A 22603-nucleotide genomic window follows, 5' to 3' on the forward strand; every position below is an offset into this window, starting at 1 on the left:
CGTGAGTCGCCTCCGCGGCGGCGATCGAAATGGCCTCTGCGCCCAAGAGCTTGAAAAGACTCATTGCATCGCTCGGCGTGACGCGGGGTTGCTGTGAAGTAGCAGTTTATAAGCCGGCACAAGGTGACGGGTTCAGGCGCGCGTGTATCAGTCCCTTGCCACGTCTGGCGACTGATTCAGCGATTCCGGCGATCGCGAAAAGCTGTCGACGGCCGGCGGCCCGTGCCAATTAGCGACTACCAGGACGCTTCGCCAGTTGGATCTCTACAGTCTCGTTGCGGCTCTTTACGTCGCCCACCGCCGCGGCGATCGCGCTCTTGTCCACTGCGCGTCGATCGACGATTGACGGATCTACTCCGAGGCGGATAAGGGCGTCGCTCACCGCTGCAGTGCGAAGCGCGGCGATCTTCGAGGTTTCAACCATGGTCGAGCCATCGCTAAGGCGTGAGCGGCCGGCGTGCCCGGTTATAACCGCGCGCTCCACCTGAGAATCCATGATAGTGCGCGCGATCATTTCGACGTTTGCCTGATCAACCAAATTCAGGATGGCTCGGTCGAAATCGAAGACGACGATGAAAGTGGTGTTGGCATGCAGAGGGGGGCAAGCACGCCGGCACCGTTACGCGCCAAGGCGGCCGCCGGTAGATCGAAGATCGACCCTTCGCGCGGCCCGGTGCCGTTATCAGGCAGGACCGTGTCGCAACTCGCGTCTATCTCGGGCAGAGGAGAGATATGGATAGGATCGGTATTGATCGCGCCGCAGCTCATCTCGTCGTCATGAGCGACACCCTCCACCAGCACACAGTGCAGCCGTTGCGGTGGGGTCGCGATACCGAACCCACCAATGTAGTAAATCTTGCCGCGGGATTCGGCCATCCAACATTGGCGGGCAGTGTCGCGGAACTCAGGACAGGCGAGAAAGCTCACCGGTCGTCCCGGACGATCGCGCTGCGAGGTAGGGACCTGGGCAAAGGCGGCCGCCCCGCCAATTGCCAGTCCTAGGGCAACTACCCATTTCCAACCGTCGTTACAGCGCCTTCATAAAGCTCATTAGGTCCGCGATGTGTTCCGAAGGCAAGCTCAATGAGCATTGCCGGCTTCGTATATGCTGCCATCATAGTGCGCCTGGGAAGTGAGCGAGGTCGTCGGTATCCTGCTCGGTGTAGCCGATATGAAAACGATCATCGTAATATTTGACCACCGCGCAGAGGTCCGGGGCCGATCCCCCGGCGAAATAGGGCGCGCGCGCGGAAAGCCCGCGCATTTGCTGGATAACGATCTTCCCCACATCATCACAGCGTCCGGTTATCAAGGCCCGTCCCGGATCGGTCGTGTAAATCTGCCGCCCGAGATAGGGGTGAGGAGCGGCATCCTTATGGCAACCGATCCGAAATAAGGGGAGGTCGGGGGCGGGGATGGCCGTCGGATAGTTGGTCGTGCCAAGGTCTAAATAACCTGGCGCGACATCCATGCCCGTTTGAGCCATATTGTGGCAGGACGCACACGTCTGCTTGACGGGATTGCCGATGAAGCCGTTAAGATCGTCAACGTTACGGATCAGGAACTGCCGGTACTCGAAGGACAGATAGCCGCGCGCGACGGAATCGCGATAGGCCCGTTGCTGCGGTGTCTCGCTCGCCTCGCCCGGCCGCATAGCCGGATACTTTGGCAGCTTAACTAGGGGCTGCCATTTGATCGACGAGGCAACACCACTGGTTACCACCCTTCGATTTCCGGGAATATGGGCCAAGCCGAGTAGGCCTGCACCATCGCGGGCTTGCCGTCGCGAAGAGCACGCGGGCCGAGAAATGCACCGCCGCTCTGTAACGAACCGCCAGTGCGGTCAACTACCTGTGCCACGTATACCTGTTGTTCGAAGGAGCGTATCGCATCTCGTTGGCCAGGCGACAGGGCAGTCGTCATCTGCATATGAGCAATCGAGGCTTCGATCAACTGCGCGCGTAACGTGGCGTCGCGGCTATCACTCATTATATTGGCGCCGAGACGATGGCCAGTTTCTCGATCGACTGGACGAACCTCGCCGGTGCGGATTTCCCAAAGGCCGAACGGAGTATCCGGCTCTACATATTTCAGATTGGCAGCCATACGAGGTCGGCGAAATACGGATATGTGTGAATTCTTCGAAGTCAGTCCGTAGGTGGGACTGCTATTACAGCCGGTCGGATCGCTGATCAACGTGATGTCGAATTCCGGCCTGATCGCGTGACCCATGGCATCATGAGGAGGCCACGGCAACTAGATACGAAATAGACCTTTGTTCAGCAGAAGCGAGTGCGAAGCGCGTTCGCCAAAGGGTAGGTTCGGACAGTTGGCGCCATCCACTGCAGCGAACAAGGGATCCTTCCATCCGCCTGTCGACCAGCGTCGATCTATGCTGCGCACGGACAGGCTCATCGCATCGGCGGGCTGATGGCACGTTACGCATGCGCGCCGCGGCCGCCGAAATGCTGCGCATCGCCGAGGGCAATCCGCCCTGCGACGCCCGGGCACGGCGGCTGACATCGCCAACACTGTCGCGTTCCTCGCGAGCGACGAAGGCGAGTGGGTTTTACGGAGCAGTTGCTTGACGCGACCGGAGGAATTCTGCTATCCCGACAGGACTCGCTGCTGGTTCAGGACCAGTCGGTTAAGACGTTCGACCTTGGCTGCCTGGGCGGCGGCGGCGGCGGATACATCGCGTTTGATGAGCGCCGAGATGACCTTGAGCGTTTCAGCTCGATAAATGATGTCCAGTTGCTCGCTTTGGGGATTGCGGATCGAAGACCACCAGGTCGAGTAGCTCTTGGTGCAGCGCAGGAGGATATCGACGAGTGGCTCGTCGATGATGCCGAACTGGCTTTCCTCCGCTTCTTGCATCACTTTTGCAGTCACGCGCACATCGGCCGCATGCAGCCGCCGCTGTGCATCCTTGAGGCGCGCAAGGTCCTCGTCGGTCGCCTCCTCGGCGGCGATCGAAATGGCCTCTACGCTCAAGAGCTTGAAAAGACTCATTGCATCGCTCGGCGTGACGCGGGCTGCAATGAAGTAGCAGTTTATAAGCCGGCACAAGGCGGCGGGCTCTGGCGTGCGTGTCATCAGTCCCTTGCCACGTCCGGCGACCGATTCAGCTATTCCCTCGAATTCCAGAACACGCACCGCCTGGCGTAGCACATCACGGTCGGCACCATAGCGGTCGCAGAGATCCAACTCCGATCCCAGACGGCGATCGATCTCGTGATTGCGGCTCAGATCCTTCATGAGTAGGCGGAATATATGCTGGGCCCGCGAACGGGCGCTTTCAGCGGCGGCTCCCAGCGGAATGCGACCTGAAGGTCCTAGCCGCGCATATTGGTCGACCGCCGAGATCAACCCTTCCAGGAAGTCGACCAGTCCTGGACCGACACAGATCTTTGGTTCCTGGCCAATCAACCGCGCGTGAACTGCGTGCAGGATCGTCCTGCCCCCGCTTCCCTGATGGAGTTCACGGCAATGCGATGTGACGTACCGATCAATCGCTTCCAGCACTATCGGCATGGACGGCGCCAGCACCAGCAGGCCGCCATTCGGACCTCGCCGCATCCGCGCCGCCCCGCGGCTCTCCAGAATCCGAACAGCTTCGCGTACGACGACACGGCAAACACCGAACTTAGTCTCCAAATGCGCCTCGGACCCGTAGATTGTCCCGGTGGGCCAACTGCGACCGATCAAATCTCCCTCGATTTGCGCCGCGATGAGGCAGGCGGCTTTGGTATTCGCGGAGCCAGTTCCTACAATCGCATCGAACAGCGGATTCGCGGTTTTCAAGTGAGAAACTATCGTGCTCTGATCGGCGTGTGACTGCGCCGACGTGGGTTGCGCCATGGTCATGATCTGTCTCCTACAACGGCGGGTCCCTTAGTTTTCTAGCTCGGACTCGACATTATGCGTGTTCTCTTTGAACGTCAACGACGGGGATAACGCGGCAAGGTCAACGCGAGTATGACGGCCAGAGACAGCGCGCCCGCGACCACTGGAGACGCCGGAGTGTATGCGCCCCATTTATCGCGTAGGACGCCCAGAACGACCGGCCCGACGCCCAGAGACAGTGTGGTGAGCCCAACCGCTACGCCGAAAATCGTCGAGGCGTTGGTCAGCCCGAAATATCGGCTTGTGAAGAAAGGCAAAAGGCCGGCCACCGCGGCAAAGCCGGCGCCCATTAGCGCAAGTCCGACCACGACTGCCCATTCCCGCGAGGTCAGCATCGCGAGCAAACCTAGCAGCGGCAGAGCGAAGACAATGGCGAGCATCCCCGGGCGCGGCAGCCGATCCGCGGCTCCTCCGGCGATCAACGAACTGAATGGCCCGACAAGAGAATAAAGAGTCAGTGCAAACGTGGCTGTGGCAGAGGAGACACCGCGTTCCCCTCCCCACGGAAGGAAGTGACTGCTCAAGCCGCTGCACGAAGCGCAAACGAGGGTCGATGCAAGGATCACCGTCCAGAAGGCGCGACTCGTGAATGCAGCCATGGGCTTTACGTCCATGTCCAGCGGACCTGGCTTTCCCTCCATCAAGGGCGGGCTCGATTGCGGCGCTTCCTTCAAGAAGAAGTAAGAAACGGGCAGGGCGATGAGGATTATCAGGCCCGCGAGCGCGAGATAGGTGCCCCGCCAACCGATATCAGGCATAAGAACACGCGCGAGCACCAGCATCAGGGAAGTGAAGAGCGCGACCGACCCACCGAGGACGGCGGTGAGCGCAATGCCGCGGCTTCGGTCGAACCAGCTCGACACGACCTTGGACAGCGCGACCGGCCCGCATGTTGCAGCCAGCGGTCCCATCAAGGCCGAAACGACGTAAAGCACGACAATGCTGCCATTGAGGAGGGACATTGCTGCCAACGTTGCCGCCCAAGCCAGCAGCCCGGGGAGCAATACCTTTCGGACGCCCATCGTATCGATCAGCCGGCCAACCAGAGGCCCGGAAAGAGCGCCTGTCAGGCCTGAAATCAACATCGCTTGCGGGAAGATTGCAGCGCTCCACTGGAATTGCCGAGACACAGGTTGAAGGAACAGGGGAAACGTCCCCATGAAGACAGGCGCGAAGCTTAGCCCCATGCAGATCGAACAGGCGATCGCGACGACAATCGCCTCTTTTCTTATCTCAGTACGTGCCGACCGTTCGCTGGCCAAAGGCGGACCTTCGGCCGTAGGAATCGGGACTCCTGTGTGTTTCATCAAGTGCTCCTCCAAGACTGGTGTCATTGTTGTTTGCTGTGTATTCGCGGCCCGTCGGCGGTACCTTGCCCTAGCCTCACGACCGCTGGCCCTCGATCCGAGTGATGCGACGGCGACACATGACGCTGGCGGTGCGCTCGCCGGGTTTCGCCGCGCGACTAAACGAGAGCCGATCGCAGACAGCCGCGGCTCTCTGTCTGCCAGCGGCGACCTCGAGAGACAATTGGCATTGGACAGCTCGATACGCTGCCAACCCTCGCTACATGTTACGTTTTAACCCCTCGCGACGCTCTTAAACCAGTAGCGTGAATTCCGCCCGGGCCGGTTGATGGGACCACGATGATCTATGGCAAACAGCGGGCGTGTCGTGCGGAACGGCTTAGACCGGTTTGCCGGAGAAAACTGCCGCCGTTGATCTTCTGGTGACGCCGGTGCGGACGCCGAACCGGAAGGGACGAGTGCGGTCGGCTTTCGGGCCGGGCGCGGACTGGCCGCCGAAGTTGCGGGCAGCCCCGATGGAATGACCGGTGCTGGAGCGCTAGGCGAGGCGACCCATGTCCCGCGTCGATCAGATATCCGGCGGAGTCACGGCATCGGTGCTTAAGGGCTTGTCAGCCCCGTCACACGCCCAAGATCGATAAGAAGGGACAAACCGATCATCCAACCGCTGCGGGTTGAACCGGTGGCGGCCAATGGGTGCATTCTGTTCGGGTGCAGAAAGTATTGAGCGAAACCATTGACGAGTATGCCGGGAGCGAGCCCGTACTGTGCGTGTACATCGAAAGAGAATGTATTGCGGTGAACACCGTCACTGCTCCAGCCGCTCACCGTACTGAGTTGCTGCTCATAAAGCGCGCGCCCCCTGCTCAACTGGATATAACGAATAACCGATCCCACGAGCGCCGCCGGATTGTTTCTGAGAAAGCCGCCGTACTCCGCTCCACCATACGCTTCGACCGGGAAGGACTGGCCAGGGCCTGGTGTGATAAACGCCCCGCCGTACATCGCGACATTGGGGGGAACAGGGCCTTCTGATCCCGGAGCGGTCCAGACGACTTTTCTTGCCTGACCGTAGAACCCCCAGGTGCCGTTGCCGTGTTTGAGTACAGTGCCCGAAGGACGGAGCACCTGACTCGACCCATCCACGTTGTGCAGATCGTCCGTGTAAGGACTCGTATTGTGATATACCCCGGCTTCAGCATTGAGGGGATGCCGGGTGTCGGAGAAATCAGTCGTGTACATGACATTTGCGATACCTATAACCCCCGTCCTAGTCCGGGTACTCCAGTTCCAGCCAGTAGAGTTCATGAAAAGAGTGGAGTTGTCTTCGACCGCGCCGAACCCTAGGCGGGTATGGCGCGAGAGTAAGTACGCGACCCGTGCCCCCCACAACGATTTCGTGATGCCTGGCACGTTGAGTGTGATAGCAGGAGTCGACACTACACATCCTGCGCACATCGATGACACAAAGAAATCGTCCGTCAGGTTCATGCGCCCGTACTCGATGTGGAGCCGCTTTTCAAACAGGTCATGCGACAGTGTGAACTTGATCAAGTCATTGGTGGTGGTTTGCTGAACAAGCGGTGTAAAGGCGGATCCGGTCTGAGTTGTGAAGCTTACTGTGTTGTGAGAAGGCGGCTCCCAGGCCTCAGTAATATGGAACTGCGTATCAGGAATCCCCACAAGCTTCTCCAGGTCGACGTCTGCCCCCATAAAGAGGGTGAAGTAGTCGGTCGATTTTCCCGTCGAGATGCCAGTTGAAGGGTTTGCGGCAGAGAGGTTTGTCAAAAGCAGGCGAAGATTAATTCCGCGGGCTTCAAGTGCATCGCCGATGCCGCTAAGCGGCCCTTTTCTGGGTGGGTGCCCCGCGCCGGGCGGGGCCGCACTTACGCTGGTGACTGTGGGTGGATTTTGGCCGGTTTCCGTCTGCGCCTGCAGGAGACTTTGAGCGACAGACGCCGAGACGTTTGGGGGACGGGGGATGTTATCGCCCGTGAGCGGCGTGCTCGCTGCTCCGCTTGCTGCGTTGGCTGCCCCGGCAGCCTGCTGGTCGGTGCCTGATGCTATTGCGGGAAGCGATGAGCATCCTAGAGTCACGATCGCTATTGTGATAACGCGCGTCAGCTTATTGAGCAGTTTCATGTCTCCTCCTTGTAGTCGCCATAGTTCGGCTGATGTTTCGCTCGATCGATCTCTTGTCCAAAATCGAGTCATTCTGGCAAGGTGGATCTTATGTTATTTATTTAGTAATACATATTAATTAAAGCTCGTTTATTGGCACGGCCGCTGCATATGAAGAAAGAGGCGGCACGCGCTCGCAGCCCGTCGTCTCGCACGCTGCCCCGGCTGGACAGCGCCATGGCCCCGACAGGCGGCACGCCGTGGACCTTGGACAACCGGTGACTCAACGCGAACGGGCGTGGCTAAATCACTCGTTGATCGATAGCGCAAAACTGCCCGTCCGAGCGCATCATCTGATTTCTTCCTCGCGGAGCCGTCCCATTGCACCTCGTCACGCAACGGAAAACAAGGAGGATAAATTGCTCGTTGCAATACTTCGGTGCTATCGAGCGGAGTGGCTCCGCGGCACCTTGCCTGGTCTGTGGATTTGCCTGTCCGTCACGTTGAACAAGCCAGTTCGTGGAAGGCGTAGCGCGATCCGGCCTGTTCACAAAGGACCCGGGTGGCGTTTAGCGAGCGCCCTGAATCAAGCGCTCTAATCTGGCCTCTGGTTTAAGGATGGAGGAGGCGTAGCCTTCTGAAGAGGGGCTGTGCGGGAGCGGCAAACGTAAGTTTGAGTGACGAGCTTGACAATGGCGAAAGCGTTTACTCGAGATATATCGAGGTGTCGATTTTTCGCGCCGTTCGAGGGCGCGGTTTGGCGTCTGGAAATCGTGCGGAGGGCAATGCCGTGGAGATTAACGAACCTCTAGGTCAGGCGATTAGCGGCTAGATTTCTCCGCCGCGTGAGTTTCTACATCCGATGCCGGTTGCAGTAGGCGACGGGCGGTGAGGCTGCGGTCGGAGCAACGGCCGATTGATGGATTGAGTCACGTCTGCAACGCGGCCGGAAACAGCGGGTGCAAGGAAATCTCATCGGCAGAGCGTTGATCTCGCGAAAGTGTCTGCGTAGGCCAAGTGCATTCTCCCTCAGACCCTGCGTCAGCCATGTCGAGCTTCGAGCGTTTTCAGAAGTAGACGGCTAACGGTCCTCGGTGTGACTTATCTACTGGCGAGATAAAGGCATTCCGTTAGGCAGGGCATGGGAGAGCACTTCAGGGCGCCTACAACCGAGATCAAAGCGCACCGGACGCATGCGGCTCGGGCGATCAGTGCTTTATGTGCGCATGACGAAGCCATGGCGATGGCGTCTTGGGGAGCATGGCTAAGGTCGCTAGGCCACTGCAAGAAGTTTGGTGCAATGCACTTTGATGAAAGGAGTAACGTGATGAACGACAGAAAAACCATTGACCAGCCTTTGCATGCCAACGGAATATTTTCGCCTGGTATATGGACGGGGCGTGTTTTTCAAGGACGATGGGTACCATCCGAGGGAGAATTGATAGAGGTTCGCGAGCCTGCAACTGGCCTCCCGCTTGGCACGATCGGCGGCAGCACGCCGAGATCCGTCCTTGACACAGTCGATCGCGCAAAGCGCGCTCAACTCACCTGGCAGACCGAGAGCCCGGAGGCTCGGGCGCGCGTATTGCGACGCGCGGCCGAGCTTCTGGAGGACAGTCACGACACGATGATCGAATGGATCATTCGTGAAACTGGCGGCCTGCGCGCGAAAGCGGAAACGGAACTCCAAGGCACGATCGGTGAATTATTCTATTCTGCAGCGCTTTTCATCGAACCGGAGGGACAGGTCCTGCACTCCGCCAATCCCGGACGTCTGAGTATTGCGCGCCGCGTGCCGCTCGGCGTAGTGGGTGTCATCACGCCGTGGAACTTTCCCCTGCTTCTGGCAATGCGATCGGTCGCTCCAGCGCTAGCGGTCGGCAATGCGGTCGTGCTGAAGCCCGACCCGCAGACGCCGATTACCGGAGGGGTGGTTTTGGCACAGATTTTCGCCGAGGCTGGACTACCGGAGGGCGTCTTTCAGATCGTCAACGGGGCGGCCGACGTTGGAGAGGCGCTGGTATGTGCGCCGGCAGTGCGGCTTGTCACGTTCACGGGTTCGACGCGGGTAGGCCGGCGCGTAGGCGAACTGGCGGGCCAACACGTCAAAAAGGTGGCACTGGAGTTGGGTGGGAAAAGCCCATTCATCGTGCTGGATGATGCAGATATCGACGCAGCAGCTTCGGCAGGTGCGTGGGCCTCGTTCCTGCACCAAGGACAGATCTGCATGGCTTCCGGTCGACATATCGTGCTGCGGAGCGTTGCAAAAGCTTATCTTGAATCACTGCGCGATCACGCCGAGCGATTGGCCGTGGGCAACCCTTTCCAAGAGGATGTCGCGATCGGCCCAATCATCAACCGGCGACAGATTGAGCGCATTCATGATCTGGTGACGTCAAGTGTCGCAGGCGGTGCGCTAATCGTAACCGGCGGCACGTACGAGCATCCTTACTACCGTCCGACGGTCTTGTCCGACGTAACGCCGGGAATGGCCGCTTATGAGCAGGAAATCTTTGGTCCGGTGGCGCCCGTCGTCATCGCAGAGAACGAAGAGCACGCAATTCAGTTGGCTAACGATACGGAATATGGCCTTGCGGCCGCCGTACAAACGGCGTCGCTCGAGCGCGGGCTGCGCGTGGCGCGGGGCATACGAGCAGGGATGATCCATATCAACGATCAAACCATTTCTGATTTGCCCGGCATCCCGATGGGCGGGATGGGCCAATCGGGCAACGGTTCGCGGTTTGGCAGTACCACGAACGTCGACGAGTTTACTGAATGGCAGTGGATGACAATAGGCGCGACTCCCGCTCGTTACCCGTTCCGAGTAGTCCAAGCGGTGGCCATGGCGCAGCGCGACGAATCCAGTCGGTCGGTGTAGTGCAACTGTGCGTTGGGCGCCGCCGCGAGAATTTCCGAGGGTTGAACGGTTCAGTCGCAACGACAGGAGCGGCGGAAAAAAGTGCTTGACTCAGGGCTGTATGTCGAAAGAACATGCGCAAGCGCGAAAAGAAGGCCATTCCTTCATGGCCGACTTCAAGCGCGGCATCCTTATACGGCCCGTCGGCCAGCGATGTATGGAAGACATCGAAAACACGGAGCCCGTCCAGTTCGTGCGGCGATAGTCGTCCGCGACTCCATCGATTGCGCCGGGTGCCCGGATCGGAAGCGATCGAATTGACCATGCATTGCAGCAGCGTCGCTAGCGGGGATGAATGGCCGCTTTGTAGAAGAACAAATGTCTCCTTGGGGGCGTTCAGAGTCGTTCGCGTCGCCGCAATCACCATTCGCTGTCGCGTATAGGTCCTGATGTCGGGATGAATGTGCACGGAGGATAGACGATCTTATTTTCATCTACGGCGAGCGAGTGGCCGAAACGGCTATTCGTCGAGTGACCAACACTCGGTCTATGTCGAGGTGCGCATGGCTTTCGGGGAAAAGCGGGTGCGAGATTGTGCGGTAACCGACCGGAATCGGCATACGCGCAATCTTCCCTGTCGCCAATGCGCCTAGCCTCGCGGCCACGGAAGCACGATTCGCGCGATGAGCCCGGTCGGTTTTCGGTTCACGAGCGCGAACGTGCCGCCGTGAGCGTGAACGATTTCTCGAACGATCGACAAACCGAGCCCGACGCCCCCCGGGCGATCGCAGCGAGCCGGATCGAGACGCACGAACGGCTCGATCACGTCTCGCAGTCGATCCTTGGGAATGCCTGGCCCGTCGTCGACCACATCGATATGCACGCTCTGACCGTGGATCGATGCGGCCACCGCGACGCCGCTGCCGAAGTGCAGCGCATTCTCGATGAGGTTCGTCAGCACCCTATGCATCGCATCCGGGCGGCAAAAGAAGCGGATCCGATCCGGGCCGACATACCGCACCGCCGTGCCGGCCTCCTCGTATTCGTCGCACAGCGTGGAGATCAGTGCGCCGAGGTCGAGCCATTCCTTCTCTTCGCGGTCCACGCCGGTGCTGAGGAAGGCCAGCGTGGACGTGACCATCGACTGCATCAGCTCGATGTTCCGTATCAGCTTGTCGCGCACGTATTCGCTCTGTTCCATTTCCAGTTGCAGCCGCATACGCGTCAGCGGCGTACGCAAGTCGTGGCTGATCGCAGCGAGCATGCGCGTACGGTTCTGGACCGACAGCGCGATGCGTTCCTGCATCAGGTTGAATGCATGTGCCGCCGATCGAATTTCGAGCGGGCCTTCTTCCGCGATCGGAGATACCGACATCTGCTGGCCGAACGCGTCGGCGTGTTCGGACAACCGTCGCAACGGACGGATCACGCGCGAGATGGCCCACGCCGACATCGCGGCCACGCCCACGCACATGAAGATCAACGCGCCGTAGAACGGAAAGGAATAGCGTGGCGGTTCGACCGCATTGCGGACGGTCTGAACCTCAAGCGTCTGGTTGCCGAGCGGCACTCGTACCTGGATCGGCGCATCGCCGGTATGTTCGCCCGCGCAAGCGCGTACGGACAGGGCCGCCGCGCCCGTCCGCTCCGATTTCAGCACGGACTCGAGGTTTCGCGTGTCCCGAGTTTCTGCGGAGCAGCCCGACGCAGCCTGCGACAGCCGGAACGACAGCCCCGGCTGCCGCATCGTCGCGACCACGGCGCTGCGCTCGGCGTCGGGCATCGCGCGCAGACTCTCGACCGCGCTGGCGATGCGATAGGCGCTCTGCCATGGCCACGGTGGAGCCGGCGCGGTGTGGTGCGACAGCAGAACGATGAAGAGCACGGCCGTCGCGCTCGACGAGCACGTCAGGATCAGCAGGATCTGCCCGAGCGTGGTGGAAATGATCCGGCGCATCAGACGAAGACCGCGTCGGGCTGAAACACGTAGCCGTCGGTGCGTACCGTACGGATCGTTTCCTCGAGCGGATCGTTGCCGGCGAGCTTGCGCCGTAACCGGCTCACGAGCAAATCGATCGAGCGCCCCGAGATCGGGAAGTTGGTTCCGCGCGTGAGATTGATGAGCTCTTCGCGCGAGAGCACCTTGCGGACGTGCTGGCAGAGCACGAGCAGCAGGTCGGTTTCCGCGCCCGTCAGTGGCACGCGCAGGCCTGCCGGCGAGCGTACGAAACGCCGGTACGGATAGAACGTGAAGCCGGAAAACTGCGGGACCAGTTCGGTGATCGGTTTGCGTTCGTCGTCCTCGGCGGCGACGGGGCGGCGCAACACGGCGCGGATGCGCGCCAGCAACTCGCGCGGATCGAACGGCTTGGGTACGTAGTCGTCTGCACCGAGCTCAAGACCGACCACCTTGTCCGTCGGATCGTCGAGTGCCGTCAGCATGATGATGCGCGGCCTGCCCTCCGCATGCAGGCGACGACAGAGGTCGAGCCCGCCCTTGCCCGGCAGCATCACGTCGAGCAGGACCAGGTCGACGTCGTCCGTCGCGAGCAGCGCGTCGGCGGCTTCGACGCTGTCCGCGACGTGCGTGACGTAGCCCTTGCCGGACAGAAAGGCGGCCAGCGGGACGCTGATGTCTGCGTCGTCTTCGACGACCAGGATGGAATTGCCGGTCAATGGAGTTCCCGTCGTTACGTGCGTGTCGTATGCGGCGCGCGGCCGCGGTGCGTTCGCCGACAAATGTACTCCGGTGCGCACGATCGGTCTGTGTTAATCACGACACATTATTTAAATGCACATAAAAATCAATAACGTAGGAGTGGTTTAACGTATCGTGCACCGCATCTTGGAAGGATGGTCGGCGTACATATGAACAAGCAGTTGGAATGTTGCCGGTTGTGTTTGCCGGCGTTGTCCGGCCCTGCATCGCCGACGCGCTGGCCGGTCATGCTGGCGTTGTTCGCGTCGCTCGCGCTCTCGGGCTGCGGCGATCATGGCGCAGCCCCCGCCCCCGCCTCCGCCCCGGGCGTGGCCGGGGCGGCCGTCGAGGTCGGCATCCGGACCCTCGCGCCGCAGCGGATCGTCGAGCGCACGGTGCTGTCGGGCCGCCTGTCGGCGCTGCAGGTGTCCGACGTGCGGCCGCAGATCGGCGGGATCGTGCGCAAGCGGCTCTTTACCGAAGGTGCCGACGTCAAGGCCGGACAGGTGCTGTACCAGATCGATCCGGCCGCATACCAGGCGACCTACGACCAGGCGCGCGGCACGCTGGCGAAGGCCCGAGCGACGCTCGCGTCGGCGAAGACGAAGGCCGCGCGCTACGCGCAGCTCGCGAAGATCGGCGCGGTCAGCGCGCAGGACAACGACGACGCGGCCGCGGCGGTGCGCGAAGACGAGGCCGACGTGCTGGCCGATCGCGCGTCGCTCGAATCCGCGTGCGTCAATCTCGGCTACACGCGGATCACCGCGCCGATCGCCGGGCGCATCGGCGCGTCGTCGGTGACCGAAGGAGCGCTGGTGACAGCCGACCAGACCACCGCGCTCGCGACCATCTAGGCATACGACCGGATGTATCTCGACGTCACCCGCTCGAGCGCCGAATGGCTGCGGTTGCGCAAGGCGTATCATCGGGTCGCCTGCAGCGCGCCGGTGACGGCGCCGTCGTGCGGCTCACGATGGAAGACGGCACGCCGTATCCGCATGACGGCATGCTGCAGTTCTCCGGCATCACCGTCGACCAGACGACCGGATCCGTCACCCTGCGGATCATTTTCCCGAACCCCGACGGCGAACTGCTGCCGGGGATGTTCGTGCGTGCGGAACTCGACGAGGGTGTCGATGCGAATGCGCTGCTGGTGCCGCAGCTCGCCGTCACGCATGCGTCGGACGGCAGCGCGAGCGTGTGGGTCGTCGATGCGACCAGCCACGCGAAGCAGGTGGCCGTGCGCGCCGACACCACCTATGGCGACCGGTGGATCGTGTCGAGCGGATTGAAGGCGGGCGATCGCGTGATCGTCGACGGCTTGCAGAAGGTGCAGGCCGGCGCGGCGGTGCATGTGACGGCCGATGCGTCGGCCGCGAAGTCGTAAGGAGCGCGCATGGCAGGATTTTTCATACTGCACCCGGTCCTCGCATGGGTGATCGCGATCGTGATCATGCTGATCGGTGGCGCCGCGAGCACGACGCTGCCGGTCGAACAGTATCCGACCATCGCGCCGCCTTCGGTGCGCGTGAGCGCGACCTATCCGGGCGCATCCGCCGACACGGTGGCCAAGACCGTCACGCAGGTGATCGAGCAGAAGCTGTCCGGCATCGACAACCTGATGTACATGTCGTCGACGAGCAGCAACGCGGGGCAGGCGACGATCAACCTGACGTTCGAACCCGGCACCAACGCCGACATCGCGCAGGTGCAGGTGCAGAACAAGGTGACGCAGGCGTCGGCGTCACTGCCCGAAACCGTGCAGGAACAGGGGGTGCAGGTCGCGCAGGCGTCCAGCAACTTCCTGATGATCGTCGCGCTGTCGTCGCCCGGCGGCACGCTGAACTCGATCGAGCTCGGCAACGTGATCGCGACGCAGATCGAGGATTCACTCACGCAACTGACCGGCGTCGGCGACGTCACGCTGTTCGGCGCCGAGCACGCGATGCGGATCTGGCTGAACCCGGTCAGGCTGAAGAGCGTCGGGCTCACCGCGTCGGACGTGACGACCGCCATCACCAATCAGAACGCGCAGTTGTCGGTCGGCGAATTGGGCGGAGCGCCCGCGACGGATGCGCAGGCGATCAACGCGATCATCGCATCGTCGAGCCTGCTGACGACGCCCGGGCAGTTCGGCAACATCCTGCTGCGCGTCAATGCCGACGGCTCAAAGGTACTGCTCAAGGACGTCGCGCGCATCGAGGTCGGCGGCGATTCGTACGACACCTCGTCGCGAAGCGACGGCAAGCCGGCAGCCGCGCTCGCGATCAAGCTGTCGACCGGCGCGAACGCGATGTCGACGGCGAAGAAGGTTCGCGCGAAGCTCGCCGAGCTGCAGCCGCAGTTGCCGAAGGACGTCGCGATCAGCTATCCGTACAATTCGACGCCGTTCGTGAAGATCTCGATCGAGGAAGTCGTGAAGACGCTCTTCGAGGCCGTGATCCTGGTGTTTCTCGTGATGTACCTGTTCCTGCAGAACCTGCGCGCGACGCTGATCCCGACCATCGTCGTGCCGGTCGCGCTGCTGGGCACGCTGGGCGTGATGTCGGCGATCGGGTTCTCGATCAACGTGCTGTCGATGTTCGCGATGGTGCTCGCGATCGGGCTGCTGGTCGACGATGCGATCGTCGTCGTCGAAAGCGTCGAGCGGATCATGGCCGATGAGAAGCTCACGCCGAAGGCCGCGACGAAGAAGGCGATGGGGCAGATCACCGGCGCGCTGGTCGGGGTGACGACCGTGCTGACGGCCGTGTTCATCCCGATGGCGTTCTTCTCTGGCTCGACGGGCGCGATCTACCGGCAGTTCTCGGTGACGATCGTGTCCGCGATGGTGTTGTCCGTGCTGCTCGCACTGACATTGACGCCCGCGCTGTGCGCGACGCTGCTCAAGCCCGCGTCGGCCGAGCAGCACGCGCGCCGCGGGTTCCTCGGCGCGTTCAACCGGATGTTCGAGAAAAGCAACGCGCGATACAGTGCGACGCTCGCGCGCGTCGTCGCGAAGCCCGCGCGCTGGATGATCGCCTATGCGCTGATCGCCGACATCGTCGCGCTGCTGTTCGTGACGCTGCCGTCGTCGTATCTGCCGGAAGAGGACCAGGGCTCGATCATGGTGTCCGTTTCCGCGCCGGTCGGCACGCCGGCATCGAGCACGCTGAAGACGGTCCAGGCTGTCGAGCAGTACTTCCTGAAGCAGCCGGCCGTCGCGCACATCATGACGGTCAACGGCTTCAGCTTCAACGGCCAGGGGCAGAACAACGCGCTCGCCTTCGTGCAGCTCAAGGACTGGGGCCGGCGCGGCGCGAACGACAGTGCGCAGGCGGTGATCAATCGCGCGAACGCCGCGTTCGCGAAGCGTCGCGATGCGCAGATCTTCGTGATGAACCAGCCCGCGATCCAGGAGCTCGGCACGCAAAGCGGCCTCGACTTCGAGATCGAGGACCGTTCGGGCCAGGGGCACGACAAGCTGTTGAGCGCGCGCAACCGCTTCATGGCGCTGGCCGCGAAGGAACCGTCGCTCGCAATGACGCGCCCGGCAGGCCTCGAGGACACGCCGCAGCTTTATGTCGACATCGTCCGCGAGAAGGCCAGTGCGCTCGGGCTGTCGATCTCGGATATCGACACGACGCTGTCGACCGCGTTCGGCTCGTCGTACGTGAACAACTACATCGATACCGGCCGGATCCAGAAGGTCTACGTGAAGGCCGACGCGCCTTACCGGATGATGCCGTCGGACATCGGGCAGTGGTATGTGCGCGCGGATTCATCGTCTTCATCCTCCTCTTCGTCCTCCGGCTCGTCGTCGAGCACGTCGACGTCCTACGACGGGCGGATGGTGCCGTTCTCGGTGTTCTCCAGGACGCGCTGGACTTTCGGCCCACCGCAGATCGAGCGCTACAACCGCGAGCTGGCGATGGAGATGAGCGCACAGACAGCGCCCGGCGTCAGTACCGGCCAGGCGATGCAGGCGGTCGAGAAGATCGCGCAGCAGTTGCCAAGCGGCTTCGGCATCGAATGGACAGGCCAGTCGTATCAGGAAGTGCTGGCCGGCTCGCAGGCCACCTACCTGTACGCGATCTCGCTGATCGTCGTATTCCTGTGCCTGGCCGGACTGTACGAAAGCTGGACGGTGCCGTTCGCCGTGATCCTGATGGTGCCGATCGGCGTGCTCGGCGCGCTGCTGGGCGCGCATCTGCGCGGGCTGTCGAACGACGTCTACTTCAAGGTGGGCCTGCTGACCACCATCGGGCTATCGACCAAGAATGCGGTTCTAATCGTCGAATTCGCGAAGAATCTGCAGGTGCAGGGCAAGAGCGTCGCGGAAGCGGTGCTCGAAGCCGCGGATCTGCGGCTGCGGCCGATCCTGATGACCTCGCTGGCGTTCGTGTTCGGCGTGTTCCCGCTCGTGATCAGCACCGGCGTGGCCGGCGGCATGATCGCGGCCACCGTGCTCGCCATTTTCTTCGTGCCGGTGTTTTTCGTCGTGGTGCGCAAGCTGTTCGGCGCATCGCGCCGCGACCGCGAAGGCGACGCCGCCGGCTCGGCCAGGGATCAAGTATGAAACTGAAACTCGTCTCGTTGCTGTGCGCGCTGGCGCTCGGCGCCTGTTCGCTTGACCCGGCCTATCAGCGGCCGACCGCGCCGATGGCCGGTACCTGGCCCACGGGGGCCGCTTATTCGACGGGGGCTTCGGCTACGTCGCCTGCCTCGGCGGCTTCCACAGCCTCGACGGCATCGTCTGCCTCAGCCACCGTCAGCGCCACGACTTCCGCACCGCTCGCCGCCGACGTCGGCTGGCGCACGTTCTTTCGCGACGCGCGCCTGCAAACGCTGATCGGCCTCGCGCTCGACCACAACCGCGACCTGCGCGTGGCCGCCCTGCAGGTGGCGCAATACGAAGCACAGTACCGGATCACGCGCGCCGCGCTGGCGCCGACGATCGACGCCGGCGGCTCGTTGACGAGCGCACGCAGCTCGGGCGTGGTCAGTCGCTCGAGCAGCGTGTCGGTGGGCACCACCTCGTGGGAAATCGATTTTTTCGGTCGCCTGGGCAGCCTCAAGCGACAGGAGCTGGAAACCTACCTGGCGACCGACGCGTCGCGCACCAGCACGCAGCTTTCGCTGGTGGCGACGGTGGCCACCGATTTCCTGCAACTGCTGTCCGATCAGGCGATGCTGAAGATCGCGACGGAAACGGCCGAGGCCGACCGCCAGACCTACGAGCTGGCCGTCAGCATGATGAAGATCGGCAGCGCGTCGCTGCAGGACGTGCGCGAGGCGCAAACTTCACTGGCCAGCGCGCGCGCCAGCGCGGCGTCTTACACGCGCGCCGTGGCGCAGGATCGCAACAACCTCGCGGCCGAAATCGGCTGCCCGCTGCCGGCTGACTTCGACGGCGGTCCCGGCCTGCTCGACAGCGATGCGATGCTGGCCGACGTCGGCGCGGGCCTGCCGTCGGATCTGCTCGAGCGCCGGCCGGACATCGTGCAGGCCGAGCACACGCTGAAGGCGGCCAATGCGAACATCGGCGCGGCACGGGCGGCGTTCTTCCCGAAGATCGAGCTGACCGCCAACGCCGGCACCGCCAGCAGCGGCCTCTCGACGCTATTCAAGGCCGGCACCGGCGCGTGGACGTTCGCGCCGTCGATCTCCGTGCCGATTTTCGATTACAGCAGCAACCGAGCGTCGCTCGACGTCGCGAAGATCGAGAAGGACATCGACGTGGCCGACTACGAAAAGGCGATCCAGACCGCGTTCAAGGAAGTGGCGAACGCGCTGGCCGGCCGCGAAACCTACGTGGCGCTACTGGCGGCCGATCGGGACTACGTGAGCGCCGCGCAGAGTTACTACGATCTCGCGCTGGCCCGCTACCGCACCGGCAGCGACAGCTTCCTGACGCTGCTGACCGCGCAGCGCACGCTGTTCACGGCGCAGCAGCAGCTGGTCACGGATCAGCTCGCGAAGCTGTCGAACCTCGTCACGCTCTACAAGACGCTCGGCGGCGGCTGGTCCGAAACAGGGTAGGGACAGCCGGCCACGATGGCCGTCAGAACAGGTCCTCGTGCCGGCAGTTGATCGGCCGTTCGGCGATGCTGGCCTGGTTCGGCAGCGCGATCGTGTTCGCGACGAGCCGCGCGATGTCCTCGCGCTGGATCCATCGCCTCGGCGGGCAGGTCGGCGAGGCCGGCCGCATCGATGAAGACAGGCCTGTAATGGAACGAATCTATTGACGTAACAAGATCAAGGTTTTGTGAGACCACTGAGACGACCTATGTCGATAACTACATTCACGCCCACCAACAAACCGCTGCGCGAAGGGCCGCTGGCGGCCAATGTGTGCGTCCTGTTGGGATGAAGAAAATACTGAGCGAAACCATTGATCAGCATGCCCGGTGCAAGCCCGTACTGCGCGTGAACATCGAAAGCGAATGTATTTTGGTGGACACTGCTGCTGCCCCACCCGTTTATCGTGCTGAGCTGCTGCTCGTAAAGCGCACGCCCTCTGCTCAAGCGGATATAGCGTACCGTGGAGCCTATCAGTGCCGCAGGGTTGTCCCTGAGAAAACCGCCGTACTCGGCGCCACCATAGGCCTCGACGGGGTATGACTGACCCGCACCGGGTGTGATGAAGGCACCTCCGTACAATGCGATGTTAGGACGCACAGAGCCCTCCGAACCCGTTGCAGTCCAGACCACTTGTCTCGCCTGTCCGTAAAAGCCCCATGTGCCGTTCCGATGCGTGAGCGCAGTTCGCTGAGGATTGAGCGCCTGACTCGATCCGTCCACGTTATGGAGGTCGTCCGTATATGGGCTCGTGCTGTGATAAACACCAGCTTCGGCGTTGAGGGGATATGGCACATCGGAAAAATCCGTGGTGTACAACATGTTTGCGACACCTAGGAGGCCCGTCCTCGTTCGCGTACGCCAATCCCATCCGTCTGAGCTTGTGAAAAGAGCAGGGTCGTCTTCGATTACTCCGAGCCCCAGCCGGGTATGGGGCGACAGCTGGTACGCAATTCGCCCTCCCAAGACCGATTTCGCGAACCCCGGCACGTTTAGCGTTATCGCCGGGGTCGATGCGAGGCATCCAGTACACATCGTCGAAACCATGAAGTCGTCGACGAGGTTCATTCGACCGTATTCGATATGTAGTCGCTTCTCGAACAGGTCATGTGAAAGTGTAAATTTGACGAGATCGGAGGTAGTGGTCTGGACAGGGAAGGGCGTGAAGGCCGAGCCGGCCTGAAATGCGTAAGAATGGGTATTGTGAGAAGGGGGTTCCCACGCTTCGGTAATATGGAAATGTGTATTAGGAATCCCGATCAGTTTGCTCAGGTTTACGTCGGCGGACATGAAGAGTGCGAAATAGTCTACCGAATGGCCTGCCGAAATACCTGTTGTCGGGTTGGTGAAATACGAGTTTGCCAAGATCAGGCCGAGGGTGATCCCGCGCTCTTCCAGGGCATCCCCGATCTTGCTCATGGGGCCCTTTCTCTGACCCGGCGGTTCGCTGGTCTGAGGCTGTACGCTGACGCTCAGGATTCCTGGTGGATTCTGGCCGGTTTCCGTGCTCGCGTGGAGAGTTGGATTAGTGACGCTCGCCCCTATGGCGATAGCGGCCGGGCTGGCAACGCTTGCGGCGGTACCTCCATCCTCTCGGCTCTTTCCAGTGCCAGCCAGTAAGGTACCAGGTTCCAGCTCCGTACTTGCGGCCGTCGCGGCAATCGGCGAGAGCGCAAGTGCGATGGTCAGCGCCATACCAGCGTGTACGAAGCTGGTGAATTTTTGCATGTCTCCTCCGCTATAGTGATTTTGAGCGAGGTGGCTCTTTAGCCGTTTTTCGCCATGGTTGAGACATCCCTCGTGTACCTCACGAAGAATGTCGGTTCAGAAATTTGGATGTTTTCGTTGGAATATTTTTTTAGTAAAGCTAATTAAATAGACTAATAGTCTCGTATCGATACTCGATTCAGAAGATCAGGTCATAACCGCTTTTCGGGCCGGTTGAGAGGGACTGGCGGTCTTGACTTCCTGCCCGACACACCATTGCCGAAGGGTCAGTCTGGTGTATCGATTCCTCCGGAAAATCGGTGGCGGCGCGTGAACCGCTGCTGGACCTTTAAGTGCCTGGATGTCGTCACCTTGATCGTGCTCGGACCTCCTCTCATTGCAAGTTGATACGTTGCAATGAGAGGAACACAACGCCGTTTGCGATCAGAAGGGATAACGAGCTGGCGCACCGCCCAAGGTCATCCACTGCCATTCGGTAAATTCGTCAACGTTGGTGGTGCTACCGAAGCGGGAGCCGTTACCTGACTGCCCCATACCGCCCATGGGGATGCCGGGCAGATCGGAAATGGTCTGGTCGTTGATGTGCACCATTCCCGCCCGGATGCGTCGCGCTAGACGCAGACCCCGCTCGAGCGATGCCGTTTGTATTGCGGCTGAAAGCCCGTACTCGGTATCGTTGGCCAATTGAATCGCATGCTCTTCGTCTTCAGCGATGCTGACGGGCGCAACAGGCCCGAAGATTTCATGAATATAAGCCCTCATTCCCGGCCGCACGCCTGCAAGAACAGTTGGCTGGTAGTAGGGCGTCTCGTACGTTCCGCCTGTGAGCAACTCGGCGCCTTCCGCGACGCTTGACGTGACGAGTTCATGAATACGTCCGATCTGCCGTTGGTTGATAATCGGGCCGATTGCGACGTCTTCGCGGAACGGGTCGCCTACCGTTAGCCTCTGCGCGCGCTGTCGAAGCGCGTCGAGATAGGCGTCTGCCACGCTGCGCAGAACGATATGCCGGCCCGCAGCCATACAGATCTGACCTTGATGCAGAAAAGAGCCCCAGGCACCGGCTGAGGCCGCGGCTTCAATGTCTGCGTCGTCAAGAACGATGAATGGACTTTTTCCGCCCAGTTCCAGCGAGACTTTCTTTACGTGCTCGCCCGCCAGCTGACCGACACGCCGTCCTACCCGGGTGGAACCTGTGAACGTGACGAGTCGGACTGCCGGCGCGCAGACCAGCGCCTCACCGACGTCTGCTCCACCATTGACGATCTGCAATACCCCCTCTGGCAGCCCAGCCTCGGCGAAAATCTGCGCCAGGACGACGCCGCCGGTTATCGGCGTTTGCGGATCAGGCTTCAGGACAACCGCATTCCCCAGCGCCAACGCTGGGGCCACTGAGCGCATTGCCAGCAGAAGAGGGAAGTTCCACGGTGAGATCACACCCACCACACCAAGCGGTACGCGACGAGCGATGCTCAAGCGGCCGGGATCGGCCGAATGCAGCACGTGTCCTTCCGGTTCAACGAAAAGTGCCGCCGAGTGCAACAACTCGCCGATCGTGCCGTTCAGCTCCGTTTCTGCTTTTCCGCGCACGCCGCCGGTTTCGCGGACGATCCAGTCAAGAACCGTGGCGCGGTTGTTCTCCAGAGCGGTTGCCGCGAGTTGCATCACGCGGGCTCTGGCTTCCGGTGCGGTGGCTTGCCACTGTGCTTGCGCCCGCGCCGCGCGCTCGACTGCCTCGAGAACGGTCTTCGGCGTGCTGCCTCCCACTGTAGCCAGCGTGTGTCCCGTGGCAGGTTCACGGACTTCGATGACCTCGCCTTCCGACGAAGTCCATCGGCCTTGAAAGACGCGCCCATCCCAGATGGATGGGGAGAGGATACCGTCGGTGTGCAATCGGTGGTCGATGGTCGGGATGTCATTCAT

At 61.6% G+C, this 22603-nt stretch carries 15 protein-coding genes and 1 pseudogene; 4 read left to right on the plus strand and 12 right to left on the minus strand.

What is annotated here, in order from left to right; all coding sequences use genetic code 11:
- Positions 1 to 229: 229 nt before the first annotated feature.
- From H3O04_RS35960 to H3O04_RS01465, 7 genes are all read right to left on the minus strand, one after another.
- Positions 230 to 514, minus strand: a complete 285-nt coding sequence (locus H3O04_RS35960) for a hypothetical protein (RefSeq protein ID WP_237666134.1) — start codon at positions 512 to 514, stop codon at positions 230 to 232.
- Between the two features lie 26 nt (positions 515 to 540).
- Positions 541 to 927: a hypothetical protein gene (locus tag H3O04_RS01440; protein ID WP_202586966.1), complete on the minus strand. Its 387-nt coding sequence runs from the start codon at positions 925 to 927 to the stop codon at positions 541 to 543.
- A gap of 187 nt (positions 928 to 1114) precedes the next feature.
- A complete protein-coding gene (locus H3O04_RS01445; protein WP_202586967.1) occupies positions 1115 to 1723 on the minus strand; it encodes a hypothetical protein in 609 nt (202 codons plus the stop codon).
- Positions 1717 to 2106, minus strand: coding sequence for a hypothetical protein (locus H3O04_RS01450; protein WP_202586968.1), 390 nt, complete (start codon positions 2104 to 2106; stop codon positions 1717 to 1719). The genes H3O04_RS01445 and H3O04_RS01450 overlap by 7 nt, the downstream gene beginning before the upstream one ends.
- A 501-nt stretch (positions 2107 to 2607) precedes the next feature.
- Positions 2608 to 3867 carry a GntR family transcriptional regulator gene (locus tag H3O04_RS01455; RefSeq protein ID WP_202586969.1) on the minus strand — a complete coding sequence of 420 codons (1260 nt, stop codon included), beginning with the start codon at positions 3865 to 3867 and terminating at the stop codon, positions 2608 to 2610.
- Between the two features lie 74 nt (positions 3868 to 3941).
- Positions 3942 to 5213 carry an MFS transporter gene (locus H3O04_RS01460; RefSeq protein WP_202586970.1) on the minus strand — a complete coding sequence of 424 codons (1272 nt, stop codon included), beginning with the start codon at positions 5211 to 5213 and terminating at the stop codon, positions 3942 to 3944.
- 600 nt (positions 5214 to 5813) lie between these two features.
- A complete protein-coding gene (locus H3O04_RS01465) occupies positions 5814 to 7355 on the minus strand; it encodes a carbohydrate porin (protein ID WP_202586971.1) in 1542 nt (513 codons plus the stop codon).
- A gap of 1306 nt (positions 7356 to 8661) precedes the next feature.
- Here H3O04_RS01465 and H3O04_RS01470 point away from each other — a divergent pair.
- A complete protein-coding gene (locus H3O04_RS01470) occupies positions 8662 to 10215 on the plus strand; it encodes an aldehyde dehydrogenase family protein (RefSeq protein WP_202586972.1) in 1554 nt (517 codons plus the stop codon).
- Positions 10216 to 10843: 628 nt separating this feature from the next.
- Here the strand turns inward: H3O04_RS01470 and H3O04_RS01475 are convergent.
- On the minus strand, positions 10844 to 12151 hold the full coding sequence (locus tag H3O04_RS01475) for an ATP-binding protein (RefSeq protein WP_202586973.1): 1308 nt from the start codon (positions 12149 to 12151) through the stop codon (positions 10844 to 10846).
- Positions 12151 to 12870 carry a response regulator gene (locus tag H3O04_RS01480; protein ID WP_202586974.1) on the minus strand — a complete coding sequence of 240 codons (720 nt, stop codon included), beginning with the start codon at positions 12868 to 12870 and terminating at the stop codon, positions 12151 to 12153. Before H3O04_RS01480 ends, H3O04_RS01475 begins: the two co-directional genes overlap by 1 nt.
- Positions 12871 to 13140: 270 nt before the next feature.
- Here H3O04_RS01480 and H3O04_RS01485 point away from each other — a divergent pair.
- The 3 genes and pseudogenes from H3O04_RS01485 to H3O04_RS01495 all read left to right on the plus strand — a co-directional run bounded on the left by H3O04_RS01485 (position 13141) and on the right by H3O04_RS01495 (position 18913).
- Positions 13141 to 14279: pseudogene (locus H3O04_RS01485) on the plus strand (efflux RND transporter periplasmic adaptor subunit).
- Positions 14280 to 14288: 9 nt separating this feature from the next.
- Complete coding sequence (locus H3O04_RS01490; RefSeq protein WP_202586975.1) at positions 14289 to 17450, plus strand: efflux RND transporter permease subunit; 3162 nt, start codon at positions 14289 to 14291, stop codon at positions 17448 to 17450.
- Positions 17447 to 18913, plus strand: coding sequence for an efflux transporter outer membrane subunit (locus H3O04_RS01495; protein WP_202586976.1), 1467 nt, complete (start codon positions 17447 to 17449; stop codon positions 18911 to 18913). Before H3O04_RS01490 ends, H3O04_RS01495 begins: the two co-directional genes overlap by 4 nt.
- 22 nt (positions 18914 to 18935) lie before the next feature.
- On the opposite strand, the gene H3O04_RS01500 is transcribed toward H3O04_RS01495, so the two are convergent.
- From H3O04_RS01500 to H3O04_RS01510, 3 genes are all read right to left on the minus strand, one after another.
- Positions 18936 to 19082, minus strand: coding sequence for a hypothetical protein (locus H3O04_RS01500; protein WP_237666135.1), 147 nt, complete (start codon positions 19080 to 19082; stop codon positions 18936 to 18938).
- Between the two features lie 47 nt (positions 19083 to 19129).
- Positions 19130 to 20680, minus strand: a complete 1551-nt coding sequence (locus tag H3O04_RS01505; protein ID WP_202586977.1) for a carbohydrate porin — start codon at positions 20678 to 20680, stop codon at positions 19130 to 19132.
- Between the two features lie 423 nt (positions 20681 to 21103).
- Complete coding sequence (locus H3O04_RS01510; RefSeq protein ID WP_202586978.1) at positions 21104 to 22603, minus strand: aldehyde dehydrogenase family protein; 1500 nt, start codon at positions 22601 to 22603, stop codon at positions 21104 to 21106.

The organism is Burkholderia sp. KCJ3K979, from assembly GCF_016759955.1.
Classification (GTDB): domain Bacteria; phylum Pseudomonadota; class Gammaproteobacteria; order Burkholderiales; family Burkholderiaceae; genus Burkholderia; species Burkholderia orbicola.